Source organism: Streptomyces sp. MJM8645 (genome assembly GCF_001625365.1).
GTDB lineage: Bacteria > Actinomycetota > Actinomycetes > Streptomycetales > Streptomycetaceae > Kitasatospora.
Genome location: NZ_LJJF01000001.1, coordinates 4054094 through 4069390, shown reverse-complemented (window position 1 = coordinate 4069390; position 15297 = coordinate 4054094). Strand labels below are relative to the sequence as shown.

Sequence of the window (15297 nt, the reverse complement as noted above, 5' to 3'; positions counted from 1 at the left end):
CGGCCCGGCCGCGCAGACGGCCCCTCACGTGGGACCGGCGTCGCCGCCCGGCAGCGCCCGGGAGTGGTCGAGATCGCCCTGCACCAGGGCCAGCGCCTCGTCCGAGAGGTCGACGATCCGGGACGGGTCCCAGGGCAGCTCCAGCCCGCCGTGGTGCAGCACCCGGTCGATCACCCCGGCCGTGAACCCCCAGACCAGCCGCCCGGCCACCGCGAAGGCCGGCCCCACGTGCCCGGACGGGTGGCGCAGCCGCACCCGGTTCGCCGGGTCGGCCAGATCGGCGACCGGCACCCGGAACACCGCGCCGGTCTCCCCCTGGTCCACCGGCCGCACCGGCGACTCCTCGCGCCACCAACCCAGCACCGGGGTCACCACGAACCGGCTGACCGGGATGTACAGCGCCGGCAGCACCGCGAACACCTGCACCCCGGCCGGGTCCAGCCCGGTCTCCTCCCAGGCCTCGCGCAGCGCCGCCGCGACCGGGCCCGGGCCGTCCGGGTCACCGTCCTCCGGATCCAGCGCGCCGCCCGGGAAGGACGGCTGCCCGGCGTGCGAGCGCAGCGAGCGGGCCCGCTCGATCAGCAGCAGGTCCGGCCCGTCCGGGCCCTCGCCGAACAGCATCAGCACCGCCGCCGCCCGGCCGCCCTCCACCGGCGGCAGGAAGCGGCTCAGCTGCTCCGGCAGCACCCGCTCGGCCGCCTCCCGCACCGGCTCCAGCCAGGCCGGCAGGCCGTCCCCCTCGACCACCCGCACCGCCGACGGCTCCGGCGCCCGCCGTGCCTCGCGGGTCACTCGCCCACCGCCAGGTCCGCGATCCGCCCCTGGTGCCCGGCGGCGTCGGCCCGGGCGGCGGCCTCCCCGGGGAAGTCCCCCGGCGGCCTCAGCCGCTGCCCGGGCTGCCCGCCCAGCTCGTACTTGAGCAGCTTGCGCGCCTTCTCCGGGTCGGTCTCGCCCTCCCCGTACGACGGGCAGAGCGGCGCGACCGGGCAGGCGCCGCAGGCGGGCTTGCGGGAGTGGCAGATCCGGCGGCCGTGGAAGACCACCCGGTGCGACAGCATCGTCCACTCCGACTTCGGGAAGATCTCGGCGACGGCCGCCTCGACCTTCACCGGGTCCTCCTCGGCGGTCCAGCCGAACCGCCGGGCCAGCCGCCCGAAATGCGTGTCCACGGTGATCCCGGGCACCCCGAAGGCGTTGCCGAGGACCACGTTGGCGGTCTTGCGGCCCACGCCCGGCAGCTTCACCAGGTCGTCCAGGCGGCCCGGGACCTCGCCGCCGAAGTCGTCGCGCAGGGCGATCGAGAGGCCGATCAGCGACTTCGCCTTGTTCCGGAAGAACCCGGTCGGGCGGATGACCTCCTCCAGCTCCTCCGGGTTCGCCGCCGCCATGTCCTCCGGCGTCGGGTACTTCGCGAACAGCGCCGGCGTCGTCTGGTTCACCCGCAGGTCCGTCGTCTGCGCCGACAGCACGGTCGCCACCAGCAGCTGGAACGGGTTCTCGAAGTCCAGCTCCGGATGCGCGTACGGGTACAGCTCCGTCAACTCGCGGTTGATCCGCCGCGCCCGCCGCACCATCGCCAGGTGCGACTCCGGCTTCCCCGGCTTCACCCCCGGCACGGCCTTCGCCTTCGGTGCCGCCGCCCGGACCTTGCTCTCTGCCATGCACGAAGGCTACGCCGAACGGCCCACGGCGGGCAGCGGATCACCGGAGCCCGCGGCAGCCGCGGACCGACGTTCGGATGGGCGCCGTCTGGTGGCTCGCGACGACGGGCTGCCCCAGTCTGAGGGCTACGACGACGCGAGGTGCCCATGTTCGACGAGAGCTTCGCCTTTCCCAGCAGCCTGCTGCGCCCGGTGACCGGCGCCACCGGGCGGGTCGCGGTGATCGGGGCCGGGGTGGCGGGCCTCGTCGCCGCCTACGAGCTCCAGCGCCGGGGTTTCGGCATCGTCCTGTACGAGCGGTCGAACCAACCCGGCGGACGGGTGCGCACGCACCGCTTCTGGGACGGCACGCACGCCGACCTGGGCGCCATGCGCATCCCCGGGAACCACCACTGCGTCCTCCACTACGTGTCCCAGTTCGGCCTGCGGACCAGGCCGTTCGTCAACTTCAACCCGGACGCCTACTACCACCTGCGCGGCCACCGCGCCCGCGTCCAGGAGGTGCACGCGCTGCACCCGGCGTTCGCGCTGCGCGCCGCCGAGAAGCAGGACCCGCGGCGGATCCTGGACCGACTGCTGACGGCCGCCTGGGAGACGCTCACCCCCGACCAGCGCCGACGGGTGCTGGACGGCCACTGGGACGACCCGGCGCTCGACCGGCTCGTCTCGGTGTCGCTGTGGCAGTACGTCCACGAGCACCTGTCGCAGGACGCCTGGGACCTCCTCGGCCACGCCAGCGGCCTGGTCCACTACGAGCAGTCCTCCCTGCTGGAGGTCCTCGTCGACTACTTCGGCCTGTTCCACGCGGGCCAGGTCGAACTGGTCGACGGCACCGACCGCCTGGTGCACGCGTTCGTACGCCGGCTGCGGCCGAGGACCCTCCAGCTGTCCACCCAGATCGACGAACTCTCGCTGACCCGCCAGGGCGTCCGGGTGCACGGGCGGCGCCTCGGCGGCACGATCACCGAGGACGTCGACTTCGTCGTCTGCTGCGTCCCCGTCCCCGCCCTCGACCAGATCAGCTTCCGGCCCGGCCTGCCCCACCACCAGCGCCACGCGATCCGCGGCATCAGCTACGCCAGCAGCACGAAGACGCTCGTGCACACCAAGCGGCGCGGCTGGGAACTGGACGACCGGATCTTCGGCGGCGGCAGCTTCACCGACATGCCGATCCAGCAGTGCTGGTACCCGTCGGACAACGCCCGGCCCGTCGACGGCCGGACCAACGGAAGCACCGTCGGCAGGCGGCGCTGGGCCGCCCGGGACCCGCAGCGCTCCCACGAGCCCGCGGTGCTCGTCGGCGCCTACCTGTGGGGGGCCAACGCCCGCCGCTTCACCACCCTGCCGCCGGCCGACCGCGACCTGCTGGTCCTGAAGTGCCTGGAACGGCTGCACCCCGGCATCCTCCGCGACGCGGACGACATCGTGCACTGGAACTGGGACGACCAGGTCGGCATGGGCGGCGGCGCCTTCGCCCACCTCGCGCCCGGCGAGCACACCCGGTACCTGACCGGGCTCGGCGCCCCGCACCCGACCGACGACCCGAGGATCTTCTTCGCCGGAGAGCACCTGTCCGGAGCGCACGCCTGGATGCAGGGCGCCGCCCAGTCGGCCCTGGCCGTAGTGGGCCAGGTGATCGACCGGGGGCAGCACGCCGACGACACCGCGCGGCTGCGGGCCGGGTGAGCGCGGCACCGGCGCCCCGGCGCCGAACCGGCGAGCAGAGCGGCGGCCCGGCGGCGGGAGCGGCGCTGCACCGCGACGACCTCGGACCGCTGCTCGCCCCGGCCGCGGCCGCGACCGAGCGGATCGGGCTGGAGATCGAGAACGGCATCGTCGACCCGGAGACCGGGCGGGCCGCCCCCTACGAGGGGAAGAACGGCGTCCGGGCCGTCCTGGAGGCCGTCCTCGCCGAATGGGGCGGCACGGACCGGCGCGACAACGGCCGGCTGACCGGCGTGGACCTGGCGGACACCGCCCAGATCACGCTCGAACACGGCGGCCAGGTCGAGTACTCCTCCGTCCCGGCCGCCGACCTGGCCACGGCCGTGGACGACATGCGGGCCACGATGGAACGCCTCGCGGAACTCGTCGGGCGCTTCGGCCTGGCCCTCCTGCCCGGCGGCAACCTCCCCTTCGACCGGCTCGACACCGTCTCCTGGGTGCCGATGCTCCGCGGTGCCGTCATGCGCGACTTCTTCGACCGGATCGGCGAGGCCGGCAGCGGGGCCCCGAAGATCATGTCGATGTCGCTGTCCACCCAGGTGCACCTGGACTACCTGTCCGACGAGGACTTCACCCAGAAGCTGCGGATGCTGACCGCCGCGTCCCCGGTGGTCGCCGCACTGCTCGTCAACTCGCCGCTGCAGGGCGGCCGGTCGAACGGGCTGCTCTCGCACAGGTCGCAGAACTGGCTGCGGATGGACCCGCGCCGCTGCGGCGTCCTGCCGCCCGCGCTACGGCCCGACGTGAACGCCGACGACGTCATCGACTGGGCGCTGGGGATCCCGATGATCTACTACCGCGGCCCGGACGGACGGTACCGGCCCGCCCCCGACCGGCCGTTCGCCGAGATCCTGCGGCAGGGCTTCGACGACGGCACCATGCCGACCTTCGACCACTGGGTCTCCCACATGTCGCAGATCTGGACGGACGTCAGGGTCCGCCGGACCCTGGAACTGCGGGCCGGGGACGGCCCGCCGTACCGGCACATCCCGGCCGTACCGGCGCTGTGGGCGGGGCTCGCCTACCACCCGCCCTCGCGGACGGCGGCCTGGGAACTGCTGCGCCACCACGGCGTGGCGGAGCACCGCGCGGCGAAGGCCAGGCTCCCCGCCGACGGCCTGGACACCATGCTCGGCGGCGACCGGGTCCGCGAACTCGCGGCGGAACTCGTCCGGCTCGCCCGGGCAGGCCTGCGGGCCCGGGTCCGCGCCGGCCTGGAACAGCCGAAGGTGCTCGACTACCTCGACCCGCTCGACGAAGTGCTGCGCACCGGGCAGACCTTCGCCGAACAGACCACGGCCCGCTGGGACACCGACCTCCGCCGCGACCCCCGCCGCTACGTCGCGGCCTTCCGCGTCTGAACCCCCGCCCGACCCTCCCGCCCGAGCCGTGGAGTTCTCCGGCCGAAGGACCTTCCTCGCCCGAACCGTCGCGGGTTAGCGTGACCGGCGGCGGCCGGCCGCCGCCCGCCCACCGGAGAACGAGGAAGCATGGACCAGGACTTCAAGGACATCCCCACCACCACCCTGGCCGACGTGCTCGGGCGCGCCCAGGTCATGGACATCGGCATCCGTCCGCTGTGGGCGGGGGCGCCGCGGGTGGCCGGCCCGGCGTTCACCGTGCAGTGCCCGCCCGGCGACAACCTGATGCTGCACGCGGCGATCTACCGGGCCGAGCCGGGCGCCGTGATCGTCGTCGAGTCCGGCGACCTGGACTACGCGCTGGCCGGCGGCAACGTGTGCGCCGTCGCGCAGCGCCGGGGCGTCGCGGCGTTCGTCGCCGACGGCCTGATCCGGGATCTGGGCGAGGTACGGGAGCTGGGCTTCCCGGTCTTCGCCCGCGGCGTGATCCCGATCCCGGGGGCCAAGCGGGAGCTCGGCACGCACGGCGCGCAGGTGCGCTGCGGCGGCGCGCCGGTGGCGGCCGGTGACGTCGTGGTGGCCGACGAGGAGGGGGTCGTGGTGGTGCCCGCCGCCCGGCGCGCCGAGGCCTTGGAGGCGGCCCGCGCCAAGCTAGCCAAGGAGGCCGCCGAGACGCTGGACGACTGGGAGGCGGCGCACCGCACCCGGATCGAGAAGACCCTCGGCGAACTGGGCTTCACCGGCTGAACCCGGCCCGGTCCGGCTGAACGGGCCGAGCGCCCGCCCCGGCGAGGCCTCGGCCCTGGCCGACCCGCCGCACCGGTTTGTCCGCCGCCGGCGTATCGCAGCACCTGACCGCCCTGCGCGCGGCGGGTCCGACCAGCGCCCACCGGGCCGGCCACAGCGTCCTCTACGCCCGTACGGCGGTGGGCGATTCGTTGTTCGAACCGCACGAGCAGGCGTTCGACCAGGCGCCGCCCCCGCGACGCCCCACCCGGTGACCCGCCGGTACGAATGGCCCCGCACGGCACACCTCGGCACACCCCCTCCTCATATGATCGGAGCGACATGCGCCATGCTTGGTGATGCAGAGCACGGTACGGAACTTGCGCCGGACGGCCCACCCGCCGAACGGCCGAGAAGGAGGAAGCACGTGGACGACGTTCTGCGGCGCGCCGCACTCTTCGCGGCACTCGACGACGAACAGGCCGGCGAGCTGCGCGCTTCCATGACCGAGGTGACCCTCGCCCGTGGTGAGTCGCTGTTCCACGAGGGCGACCCGGGCGACCGGCTGTACGTCGTCGCCGAGGGCAAGGTCAAGCTGCACCGCGCCTCGCCGGACGGACGCGAGAACATGCTCGCCGTCCTCGGCCCCAGCGAGATGATCGGCGAGCTGTCGCTGTTCGACCCGGGCCCGCGCACCGCGACCGCCAGCGCGCTGACCGAGGTCAAGCTGCTCGGCCTGGGCCACGGCGACCTGCAGCCCTGGCTGCACGCCCGCCCCGAGGTCTCCATCGCGCTGCTGCGGGCCATCGCCCGCCGCCTGCGCCGGACCAACGACGTGATGTCCGACCTGGTCTTCTCCGACGTGCCCGGCCGCGTCGCCAAGGCCCTGCTGGACCTCTCCCGCCGCTTCGGCGTGCAGTCCGAGGAGGGCATCCACGTCGCCCACGACCTCACCCAGGAGGAGCTGGCCCAGCTGGTCGGCGCCTCCCGCGAGACGGTCAACAAGGCGCTCGCCGACTTCGCCGGCCGCGGCTGGCTGAAGCTGGAGGCGCGCGCGGTGGTGCTGATGGACGTCGAGCGGCTGTCCCGCCGCTCGCGCTGACCTCGGCGCGCTCACGTCTTCACGCCGTAAGCGCCGTAGCTGCCGTAAACGCCGAAGGGCCCGTCCGCTCGGACGGGCCCTTCGGCGTTCCGTTGCCCGCCCCGCGCGCGACGGGATCAGTCGAGGCCCGGGATCAGCCCGTGCTCCTCCAGGTACTCCAGCTGCGCCCGGACCGAGAGCTCGGCGGCCGGCCAGAGCGCCCGGTCGACGTCGGCGTAGACCAGGGCCACCACCTCGTCCGCGGTCCGGCAGCCGGCCTCGACCGCGGTCTCCACCTGGGCGAGCCGGTTGGCCCGGTGGGCGAGGTAGTAGTCGACGGCGCCGAGCGCGTCCGCGAGCGCCGGACCGTGGCCGGGCAGCACCGTCCGCACGCCGTGCGCGGAGGCCATCGTGTGCAGGTGGCGCAGCGAGTCCAGGTAGTCGCCGAGCCGGCCGTCGGGGTGGGCGACCATCGTGGTGCCGCGGCCGAGGACGGTGTCGCCGGTGAGGATCGCGCCGTCGGCGGGCAGGTGGAAGGTCAGCGAGTCCGAGGTGTGGCCGGGGGTGGCGACCACCCGCAGGTCGAGGCCGCCGACGTCCAGCCGCTGGCCGTTGACCAGGCCCTCGGAACCCAGCCGGTGCGCCGGGTCCAGGGCGCGCACCTCGGTGCCGGTGAGTTCGGCGAAGCGGGCCGCGCCCTCGGAGTGGTCGGCGTGGCCGTGGGTGAGCAGGGTCAGCGCGATGCGTTTGCCCCGCTGTTCCGCGAGGTCGACCACCCGGCGCAGGTGGCCCTCGTGCAGCGGGCCGGGGTCGACCACCACGGCGAGGTCCGAGCCGGGCTCGGAGAGCAGCCAGGTGTTGGTGCCGTCCAGCGTCATCGGCGACGGGTTCGGCGCCAGCACGCACAGCGCCCGGGGCGTGGCCTCGCCGTCGATGGTGGCGGCCGGGTCGCCCGGCAGGAGCCCGCTCACCGGTTGTCCCCGCGGGGCCGGTGCAGGGCCCTGAGCGGCAGGACCCGGACGAGTGGCCGCTGGGCCGTCTCGACGAACGGGACCTGACTCTCGCAGGCCGGGGTACGGGGGATCAGGCGGCGGGCGGGCAGCTCGGGTGCCGTCCGGCGAGCCACGGCGTTGTGGGTCATCGGGCGTCGGTCCTCTCTGTTCTCTGTTTCGAGTCTGTTCGGCGGCGTCGTCGGCGACAGCGCCGACGAGGGCGGGGCCGGTGCGGTCAGGCGTCCTCGGGGAAGTCCCCGTCGATAGTCAGTTCGTCGTACCCGGGCCAGCGGACCGTCATCCGGTCGCCCCAGACCTCGGCCCGGCCCAGCACCGGCTCCAGCGACCGCCCGGCGGCCGCGTCCAGCGCCTCCGCGGCGGTGCGCACCGGCGCCAGCTCGCGCAGCACCGTCACGGTCGGCGGCAGCATCCCGAACCGGCCCTCCTGGTAGCCGAGAACGGCCTCGGCGGGCGTCAGCCAGGCCACCCGGTCGGCCTCGCCGACCTCCAGGGCCGCGCTCTGCCCGGCCGGCAGCGCCGCGACGAAGAACCAGGTGTCGTAGCGGCGCTCCTCGAACTCCGGGGTGACCCAGCGGGCCCAGCCGCCCAGCAGGTCGCTGCGCAGCACCAGGGCGTGGTCGCGGAGGAACTCGGCGAAGGACAGCTCGTGCGCCTCCAGCGCAGCCCGCTCGGCGCTCCAGTCGCGCGGCGCGGCGACGCTGTCCGCGTCCGGGCCGGCCAGCAGGACGCCGGCCTCCTCGAAGGTCTCGCGGACGGCCGCGCAGACCACCGCCCGCGCCGTCCGGGCGTCCACCCCGAGCCGCCGCGCCCACTCCTCGGGCGCCGGTCCGGCCCAGCCCGTCTCCACCTCGGCGTCGCGCGGATCCACCCCGCCGCCCGGGTAGGCGTACATGCCGGCCGCGAAGGCCATCGAGGTGCGCCGGCGCAGCAGGTACGCCTGCGGCCCGGCGGCCGCGTCGCGCAGCAGCACGACCGTCGCGGCGAGCCTGGGCACCGGCGGGGTCAGCACGCCGGAGTCGACCGCCCGGATCCGGGCGGGCCAACCGGGCGGCATCGGGAGCGTCGTCGCTCGATGGTCCATGCCCGGATGCTAAGCGTACGAAGGCGGGGTTGGACAGGCCCAACCCCGCCTTTCGCGATCACACTCAGCTGTTCTTGACGCGCACCTGGAGCTCGACCTCGACCGGGGCGTCCAGCGGCAGCACCGCGACGCCGACCGCACTGCGGGCGTGCACCCCGGCCTCGCCCAGCACCTTGCCGAGCAGCTCGCTGGCACCGTTGATCACGCCCGGCTGACCGGTGAAGTCGGGGGCGGAGGCGACGAAGCCGACCACCTTCACGACCCGCTCGATCTGGTCCAGGTCACCGATCACCGACTTGATCGCGGCCAGCGCGTTCAGCGCGCAGGTCTGCGCGAGCTCCTTGGCCTCCTCCGGGGAGACCTCGGCGCCGACCTTGCCGGTGCTCGGCAGCTTGCCGCCGACGACCGGCAGCTGGCCGGAGGTGAACACGAACTCGCCCGAGCGCAGGGCCGGCACGTACGCGGCGACCGGAGCGGCCACCGGCGGCAGGGTCAGCCCCAGGTCGGCGAGCTTGGCCTCGACCTTGCTCATGCGTTCTTCTCCCGCTTGAAGTAGGCCACCAGCTGCTCCGGGTTCGGGCCCGGCACGACCTGGACGAGCTCCCAGCCGTCCGAGCCGAAGTTGTCCAGGATCTGCTTGGTGGCGTGCACGAGCAGAGGCGCCGTCATGTATTCCCACTTGGTCATGGCCAGACTCTAGACGAGCGGCCACCGCGATCGGCGCCGCCCACGGACCGGCGTGTGAGGTGGCCCACAAAGGGGGCATGATTCAGGCCCGGCCCCCCTGGTGCTCCGGGCATCCGGCGCGCTCCCTGGTTACCCTCGCGAGAGGGCACCGGTAGTTCGGGCCGGCCGACGGAGCGGCCCCGGCCCACGAGACGGACGGAGACGGAGCGTGGCACGCACCCCCGGCCAGGCAGCCCGGCGCGACCCCGACTGGGAGGGCGTCCGGCTGCACGTGGTCAGCGGCAAGGGCGGCACCGGGAAGACCACGCTGGCCGCCGCGCTGGCGCTGGCGCTCGCCGCCGACGGCGGCCGGGTGCTGCTGATCGAGGTCGAGGGGCGCCAGGGCATCGCCGAACTGTTCGGCATCGCCGCCCTCCCGTACGAGGAGCGCCGGATCGCCGCGGTCTCCCGCGCCCAACTGGGCCTGCCCCCCGACGACGGGGGCGGCGGGGGCGGCGGCGAGGTGTTCGCGCTGGCCATCGACCCCGAGCAGGCGCTGCTCGAGTACCTGGAGATGTTCTACAAGCTCGGCCGGGCCGGCAAGGCGCTGCAGAAGGTCGGCTTCGTCGACTTCGCGACCACCATCGCGCCCGGCGTCCGGGACGTCCTGCTCACCGGCAAGGCCTGCGAGGCGGCCCGGCGCAAGGGCCCCGACGGCCGCCGCCGCTACGACGCGGTCGTGATGGACGCGCCGCCGACCGGGCGGCTCACCCGGTTCCTGAACGTGAACGCCGAGGTCGCCGGGCTGGCCCGGATCGGGCCGATACACACCCAGGCGCAGGCCGTGATGCGGGTGCTGAAATCGCCGGAGACCGCGGTGCACCTGGTCACCCTGCTGGAGGAGATGCCGGTGCAGGAGACGGTCGACGGCTTCGCCGAGCTGCGCGAGGCCAGGCTCCCGGTGGGCGGGGTGATGGTCAACATGGTCCGGCCGCCGGTGCTGGACGCCGCGGCGGTGGCCGCGGTGGACGGGAACCACCGCGAGGAGGTCGCCCTGGCCCTCGGCGAGGCCGGGCTCGGCGGGCGCTCGCGCAAGCCGGAGACGGTCCGGGCGGCGGTGGAGCCGCTGCTCGACCCGCTGCTGGAGCAGGCCAGGGAGCACGCCGAGCGGGTCGAGCTGGAGCGCGAGCAGCGCGCCGACCTCCAGCAACTGCGGCTCCCCACGTACGAACTGCCACTGCTGGGCGAGGGCGTGGACCTCGGCGGGCTGTACCGGCTGGCGGGCGAACTGAAGCGGCAGGGGGCGGCGTGACCACCAACGGAACCAGCGGAGCCGGCGGGAACGGCGGGGGCGGCCGGGCCCACGGCGGCGGTAGCAGCGGCAGCGGCGGGGTCGGCAACGGCGGCAACGGTGTCCGGGCCGCCGGCAGCCGGCTCGCCGTCGACAGGCTGATCGACGACCCGAGGACCAGGATCATCGTCTGCTGCGGCTCCGGCGGCGTCGGCAAGACCACCACCGCCGCGGCGATCGGCCTGCGGGCCGCCGAACGCGGCCGCAAGGTCGTCGTTCTGACCATCGACCCGGCCCGCCGGCTCGCCCAGTCGATGGGCCTCACCGAGCTGGACAACACCCCCCGGGTCGTCAAGGGGGTCACCGGCGACGGCGAGCTGCAAGCCATGATGCTCGACATGAAGCGGACCTTCGACGAGGTCGTGCTCGCCCACGCCGAACCCGAACGGGCCAAGGCGATCATGGAGAACCCGTTCTACCAGTCCCTGTCGGCCGGCTTCGCGGGCACGCAGGAGTACATGGCGATGGAGAAGCTCGGGCAGCTGCGCGACGCCGAGGAATGGGACCTGATCGTCGTCGACACCCCGCCGTCCCGCTCCGCGCTGGACTTCCTGGACGCGCCCAACCGGCTCGGCTCCTTCCTCGACGGCCGGGTGATCCGGATCCTGACCGCCCCGGCCAAGGTCGGCGGCCGCAGCGCGATGAGGTTCCTCAACGCCGGCATGGGCCTGATCACCGGCACCCTGGGCAAGATCTTCGGCGCCCAGCTGCTCACCGACGTGCAGACCTTCGTCAGCGCGATGGACTCGATGTTCGGCGGCTTCCGCGAGCGCGCCGACCGCACGTACCAGCTGCTCAAGGCGCCGGGCACGGCGTTCCTGGTGGTGGCCGCGCCGGAGCGGGACGCGCTGCGCGAGGCGGCGTACTTCGTCGACCGGCTCGCCGCGGACCGGATGCCGCTGGCCGGGCTGGTGCTCAACCGGGTGCACGGCTCGGGCGCGCCGCAGCTCACCGCGGAACGGGCGCTGGCGGCCGCAGAGGCACTGGAGGAGAACGGCTCGGAGCACGCCTCGCCCGAGGCCGAACTGCTCGCGGCCGGGCTGCTGAGGCTGCACGCCGAACGGATGCAGATCATGGGGCGGGAGCGCCGCACCCGCGACCGCTTCGTCTCCGTGTACCCGGACGTGCCGATCGTGGAGGTCGCCGCGCTGCCCGGCGACGTGCACGACCTGGACGGGCTGCGCGCCATCGGGGACCGGCTCAGCGGCACCGCGTAGGCACCGGCCCGGCCCGGGCGCCCGGCACCGGAGCGCCCGGCGCGAACGCCCTCGATGTGGATGTCCTCGATGCGGATGTCCTCAGCACGGATGTCCTCAGCGTGAACGTCCTCGGCGCGGGTGCGCCGGACACGAGTGCGCTGGGCATCGATGTCCTCAGCCCGATGGCCCCCCGGCACCGGTCTGCCACGGCGCGGGTCCGCACCGCGCCGGCGTGCTCAGCCCGCCTGGGCGTAGTCCGTCAGTATCACGCCGGTCGCGAGGGACTCCTCGTACTCGGTGCGGGCCGTCTCCAGCAGCCTCCGCCACGAGATGACCGTCGGGCGGCGGCGCAGCAGCGCCCGGCGCTCGCGTTCCGTCATCCCGCCCCAGACTCCGAACTCGACCCGGTTGTCCAGTGCGTCCGCCAGGCACTCCGTGCGGACGGGGCAACCGCTGCACACCGCCTTGGCGCGATTCTGCGCCGCCCCCTGGACGAACAACTCGTCCGGATCACTCGTGCGGCAGGCGGCCTGCGCACTCCAGTCGTCAACCCAGCCCATCCCGGCGCCGTCCTCTCCCGTATCGAGGCTCCCCCACGGCGGCAACGGCATATTCACCGTTGCCAGTTGAGGACGTTACGGAAGAACGACAGCGAGCAACAGCCCCTCCGGGCTCAATCTCGCATGACCCGATTGGACTATGGGTACCGGTCAGCTCACTCGTTGGAGTGATCGCAGGTCGCAAGCCTTGTCAATCGCGGCGCAGCAACTCTCGCCACGCGCGTCATCACAGAGCGCTACCATTCACACGAGTGCAGCAGGCCGCAGCCGCCTCAAAAACCCTCTAATATCGGGCAATTCGGGCAAGTCTCTGCACTCACAAGAGTGAATGGTGTTGACGCACCGAAGCTGTCGCAAGCTTGTGACAAGCGTAGGGGAACACCTGCCCCTATGGGCGGGATTCCGGGACGTAGGGTTCTCCTCATGGCACCGAAGCGCCCCCAGGCATCCCAGCCCCCAGGCAACACCGGAGCTCCGCGCGATAAGCGCCGCGAGTCGCCGCTCGACATCGCGGGACACGGAGTGAAGTTCCTGGGCGTCAGCGTGCTCTCCGGAGTCCTGCTGGCAGGCCTCGCCCTGCCCGCCGTCGGCGCCATCGGGCTGACCGCCAAGGACACGGCGGAGAGCTTCTCCAACATCTCCGATGACTTCAAGACCCCGCCGCTCACCCAGGCGACGCAGATCTTCGACGCCAAGGGCGGCCTGATCGCCAAGGTGTACGAGCGCGACCGCACCGTCCTCACCGCCGACCAGATGTCACCGTTCATGCGGCACGCCCAGGTCGACATCGAGGACGCCCGCTTCTACGAGCACGGCGCCGTCGACCTCAAGGGCGTGCTCCGCGCCATCGGCAAGAACGCCGAGAGCGGCACCACCTCGCAGGGCGCCTCGACGCTGACCCAGCAGTACGTGAAGAACGTCAACGTCGAGAAGGCCGGCGACGACCAGGCCGCGGTGCTGGAGGCGCAGCGCAAGACCCTGGGTCGCAAGATCCAGGAGCTCAAGGTCGCGATCAAGCTGGAAGAGGACCTGTCGAAGGACCAGATCCTCACCAACTACCTCAACATCACCTTCTACGGCCACCAGGCCTACGGCATCGAAGCCGCCTCCCAGCGCTACTTCAGCAAGAGCAACAAGGACCTGACCGTCGCCGAGGCCGCCACCCTGGCCGGCATGGTGCAGAACCCGTCGTCCTACGACCCGGTGCGCTACCCCGACAACACGGTCAAGCGCCGCAACGTCGTGATCGACAAGATGCTCGAGAACAAGCACATCACCGCGGACCAGGCCAAGGAGGCCAAGGCCGCCCCGCTGGGCCTGAAGTTCAAGGACCCGCAGAACGGCTGCATCACCGCCCAGGCCGGCATGGGCTTCTTCTGCGACTACGTGCGCCACGTGGTCAAGCAGGACCCGGCGTTCGGCAAGAGCGTCGCCGACCGCAAGAAGCTGTGGGACACCGGCGGCCTGAACATCTACACCACGCTGGACCCGGACAAGCAGGCCGCCGCCCAGAACGCCGTCACCAAGAAGGTCAACGTGACGGACACGGTCTCGGCCGCCGCGACCATGATGGAGCCCGGCACCGGCAAGATCCTGGCCATGGCCCAGACCCGCCCGTACGGCCTGGACCCGAACAAGAACCAGACCGTCGTCAACCTCAACGTCGACTCCGCGATGGGCGGCGGCAACGGCTTCCAGACCGGCTCGACGTTCAAGCCGATCCTCGCCGCGGCGGCCCTGGAGTCGGGCCTGTCGCCCACCCAGCCGTTCCCCTCCGAGAACAAGATCGACTACCCGCAGATGACCACCTGCACGGGTACCTGGAGGAACACCGACAAGCCCAAGGCCACGGTGAAGAACGAGTCGACCGGCGAGGTCGGCCCGTACGAGCTCAAGCAGGCCATGGCCCTCTCGGTCAACACCTACTTCGTGCAGATGGAGCAGCAGGTCGGCCTCTGCGCGATGAAGCAGATGGCCAACAAGCTGGGCATCACCCAGTCCGCCAAGGGCGACGCCTTCCAGGAGGTCCCCTCGATGGTCCTCGGCACCCTGGAGCTCAGCCCGCTGACCATGTCGAACGTCTACGCGACCTTCGCGGCCCGCGGCAAGTACTGCACCCCGGTCGCGATCAACAAGATCAGCACGGTCGACGGCAAGGAGGTCAAGGTCCCGCAGACCACCTGCAGCCAGGCCTTCTCCGAGCAGACCGCGGACGCCCTCAACACCGTCCTGCTCAACGTGACCGAGAAGGGCACCGCGGCCGCGCTCAAGCTCGACGACGGCCGGCAGATCGCCGGTAAGACCGGTACCACCGACGAGAAGAAGGCCGCCTGGTTCAGCGGCTACACCCCGTCGCTGGCCACCTCCGTCTGGCTCGGCGGCCCGGCCGGCGGCGTCAAGATGAAGAACATCAACATCGGCGGCAAGCACTTCGACGAGGTGTTCGGCGCCGACGGCCCCGGTCCGATCTGGCAGCTGGCGATGAACCAGGCCCTCAAGGGCTCGTCGCCGGAGCAGATCCAGACCATCAACATCCCGGACCCGGCGCCCAAGACCGACCCCAACGCCAACCAGAGCGGCGGGGCCACGCCGCCGGCCGACCCCAACGCCCAGCAGCAGCCCGGCGGCAACCCGCCGCCCCAGGGCGGGAACCCCGCGGGGAGCCCCGGTGGCAACCCGGGCGGGAACCCGGGTGGGAACCCCGGCGGCGGCAACCCGGGCGGCGGCAGCAACAACGCCGGCGGGATGATCGGCGGCGGGTTCACCTTCCCGCCGGGCGTCATCGGCGGGAACAACGGCGGCAACGGTGGCAACGGCAACGGCGGCAAGCACGGCGGCAACAACGGCTGACCGGCCCCCGGCCCAGGCACGAC

General features: G+C 72.9%; 15 protein-coding genes and 1 pseudogene. 8 read left to right on the top strand and 8 right to left on the bottom strand.

Translation table 11 applies throughout. The features are described from left to right. Nucleotides 1-24: 24 nt before the first annotated feature. On the bottom strand, nt 25-792 hold the full coding sequence (locus tag A6F73_RS17530; protein WP_063348669.1) for a CoA pyrophosphatase: 768 nt from the start codon (nt 790-792) through the stop codon (nt 25-27). Next, the gene (nth, locus tag A6F73_RS17525) at nt 789-1661 is read right to left on the bottom strand and encodes an endonuclease III (RefSeq protein ID WP_063348668.1); all 873 of its coding nucleotides are present in this window, start codon (nt 1659-1661) and stop codon (nt 789-791) included. The genes A6F73_RS17530 and nth overlap by 4 nt, the downstream gene beginning before the upstream one ends. 147 nt (nt 1662-1808) lie before the next feature. Between nth and A6F73_RS17520 the strand changes: the two genes are divergently transcribed. The 5 genes and pseudogenes from A6F73_RS17520 (at nt 1809) to A6F73_RS17505 (ending at nt 6575) form a co-directional block, all read left to right on the top strand. Then, complete coding sequence (locus tag A6F73_RS17520) at nt 1809-3347, top strand: FAD-dependent oxidoreductase (protein WP_063348667.1); 1539 nt, start codon at nt 1809-1811, stop codon at nt 3345-3347. Beyond that, nucleotides 3344-4747 carry a glutamate-cysteine ligase family protein gene (locus A6F73_RS17515; RefSeq protein WP_063348666.1) on the top strand — a complete coding sequence of 468 codons (1404 nt, stop codon included), beginning with the start codon at nt 3344-3346 and terminating at the stop codon, nt 4745-4747. The genes A6F73_RS17520 and A6F73_RS17515 overlap by 4 nt, the downstream gene beginning before the upstream one ends. Before the next feature lie 129 nt (nt 4748-4876). Further along, nucleotides 4877-5494 (top strand): RraA family protein, encoded by a 618-nt coding sequence (locus tag A6F73_RS17510; RefSeq protein ID WP_063348665.1) that lies wholly within the window; start codon nt 4877-4879, stop codon nt 5492-5494. 65 nt (nt 5495-5559) lie between these two features. After that, nucleotides 5560-5748: pseudogene (locus A6F73_RS43180) on the top strand (transcriptional regulator); the annotation flags it as partial. 152 nt (nt 5749-5900) lie between these two features. Next, on the top strand, nt 5901-6575 hold the full coding sequence (locus tag A6F73_RS17505; protein ID WP_030240972.1) for a Crp/Fnr family transcriptional regulator: 675 nt from the start codon (nt 5901-5903) through the stop codon (nt 6573-6575). Nucleotides 6576-6691: 116 nt separating this feature from the next. Here A6F73_RS17505 and A6F73_RS17500 read toward each other — a convergent pair whose 3' ends face one another. The 5 genes from A6F73_RS17500 to A6F73_RS42220 form a co-directional block, all read right to left on the bottom strand. Then, complete coding sequence (locus A6F73_RS17500; RefSeq protein WP_063348664.1) at nt 6692-7525, bottom strand: MBL fold metallo-hydrolase; 834 nt, start codon at nt 7523-7525, stop codon at nt 6692-6694. Next, the gene (locus A6F73_RS41515; protein ID WP_159398479.1) at nt 7522-7695 is read right to left on the bottom strand and encodes a hypothetical protein; all 174 of its coding nucleotides are present in this window, start codon (nt 7693-7695) and stop codon (nt 7522-7524) included. Before A6F73_RS41515 ends, A6F73_RS17500 begins: the two co-directional genes overlap by 4 nt. Nucleotides 7696-7781: 86 nt before the next feature. Then, nucleotides 7782-8648 carry an NUDIX hydrolase gene (locus A6F73_RS17495; RefSeq protein WP_107452907.1) on the bottom strand — a complete coding sequence of 289 codons (867 nt, stop codon included), beginning with the start codon at nt 8646-8648 and terminating at the stop codon, nt 7782-7784. A 64-nt stretch (nt 8649-8712) separates the two neighbouring features. Continuing rightward, complete coding sequence (locus tag A6F73_RS17490) at nt 8713-9180, bottom strand: RidA family protein (RefSeq protein WP_063348662.1); 468 nt, start codon at nt 9178-9180, stop codon at nt 8713-8715. Next, entirely contained in the window at nt 9177-9335 is a 159-nt protein-coding gene (locus A6F73_RS42220) for a hypothetical protein (RefSeq protein WP_167745864.1), read from the bottom strand. Before A6F73_RS42220 ends, A6F73_RS17490 begins: the two co-directional genes overlap by 4 nt. A 208-nt stretch (nt 9336-9543) precedes the next feature. Here A6F73_RS42220 and A6F73_RS17485 point away from each other — a divergent pair, with 208 nt between their 5' ends. Together A6F73_RS17485 and A6F73_RS17480 are read left to right on the top strand one after the other, a co-directional pair. Continuing rightward, entirely contained in the window at nt 9544-10626 is a 1083-nt protein-coding gene (locus A6F73_RS17485) for an ArsA-related P-loop ATPase (protein WP_063348661.1), read from the top strand. 137 nt (nt 10627-10763) lie between these two features. Next, entirely contained in the window at nt 10764-11882 is a 1119-nt protein-coding gene (locus tag A6F73_RS17480; protein WP_063351282.1) for an ArsA family ATPase, read from the top strand. Between the two features lie 218 nt (nt 11883-12100). On the opposite strand, the gene A6F73_RS17475 is transcribed toward A6F73_RS17480, so the two are convergent. Next, nucleotides 12101-12424, bottom strand: coding sequence for a WhiB family transcriptional regulator (locus tag A6F73_RS17475; RefSeq protein ID WP_030240986.1), 324 nt, complete (start codon nt 12422-12424; stop codon nt 12101-12103). Nucleotides 12425-12847: 423 nt separating this feature from the next. Here A6F73_RS17475 and A6F73_RS17470 point away from each other — a divergent pair, with 423 nt between their 5' ends. Then, entirely contained in the window at nt 12848-15274 is a 2427-nt protein-coding gene (locus tag A6F73_RS17470) for a transglycosylase domain-containing protein (RefSeq protein WP_079135766.1), read from the top strand. The last annotated feature ends 23 nt before the right edge of the window (nt 15275-15297 follow it).

Coding starts and splice junctions, on each gene's coding strand:
- nth (WP_063348668.1), bottom strand. CDS start 1,661: ATGGCAGAGAGCAAGGTCCGGGCGGCGGCACCGAAGGCGAAGGCCGTG.
- A6F73_RS17520 (WP_063348667.1), top strand. CDS start 1,809: ATGTTCGACGAGAGCTTCGCCTTTCCCAGCAGCCTGCTGCGCCCGGTG.
- A6F73_RS17510 (WP_063348665.1), top strand. CDS start 4,877: ATGGACCAGGACTTCAAGGACATCCCCACCACCACCCTGGCCGACGTG.
- A6F73_RS41515 (WP_159398479.1), bottom strand. CDS start 7,695: ATGACCCACAACGCCGTGGCTCGCCGGACGGCACCCGAGCTGCCCGCC.
- A6F73_RS17495 (WP_107452907.1), bottom strand. CDS start 8,648: ATGGACCATCGAGCGACGACGCTCCCGATGCCGCCCGGTTGGCCCGCC.
- A6F73_RS17490 (WP_063348662.1), bottom strand. CDS start 9,180: ATGAGCAAGGTCGAGGCCAAGCTCGCCGACCTGGGGCTGACCCTGCCG.
- A6F73_RS42220 (WP_167745864.1), bottom strand. CDS start 9,335: ATGACCAAGTGGGAATACATGACGGCGCCTCTGCTCGTGCACGCCACC.
- A6F73_RS17475 (WP_030240986.1), bottom strand. CDS start 12,424: ATGGGCTGGGTTGACGACTGGAGTGCGCAGGCCGCCTGCCGCACGAGT.
- A6F73_RS17470 (WP_079135766.1), top strand. CDS start 12,848: ATGGCACCGAAGCGCCCCCAGGCATCCCAGCCCCCAGGCAACACCGGA.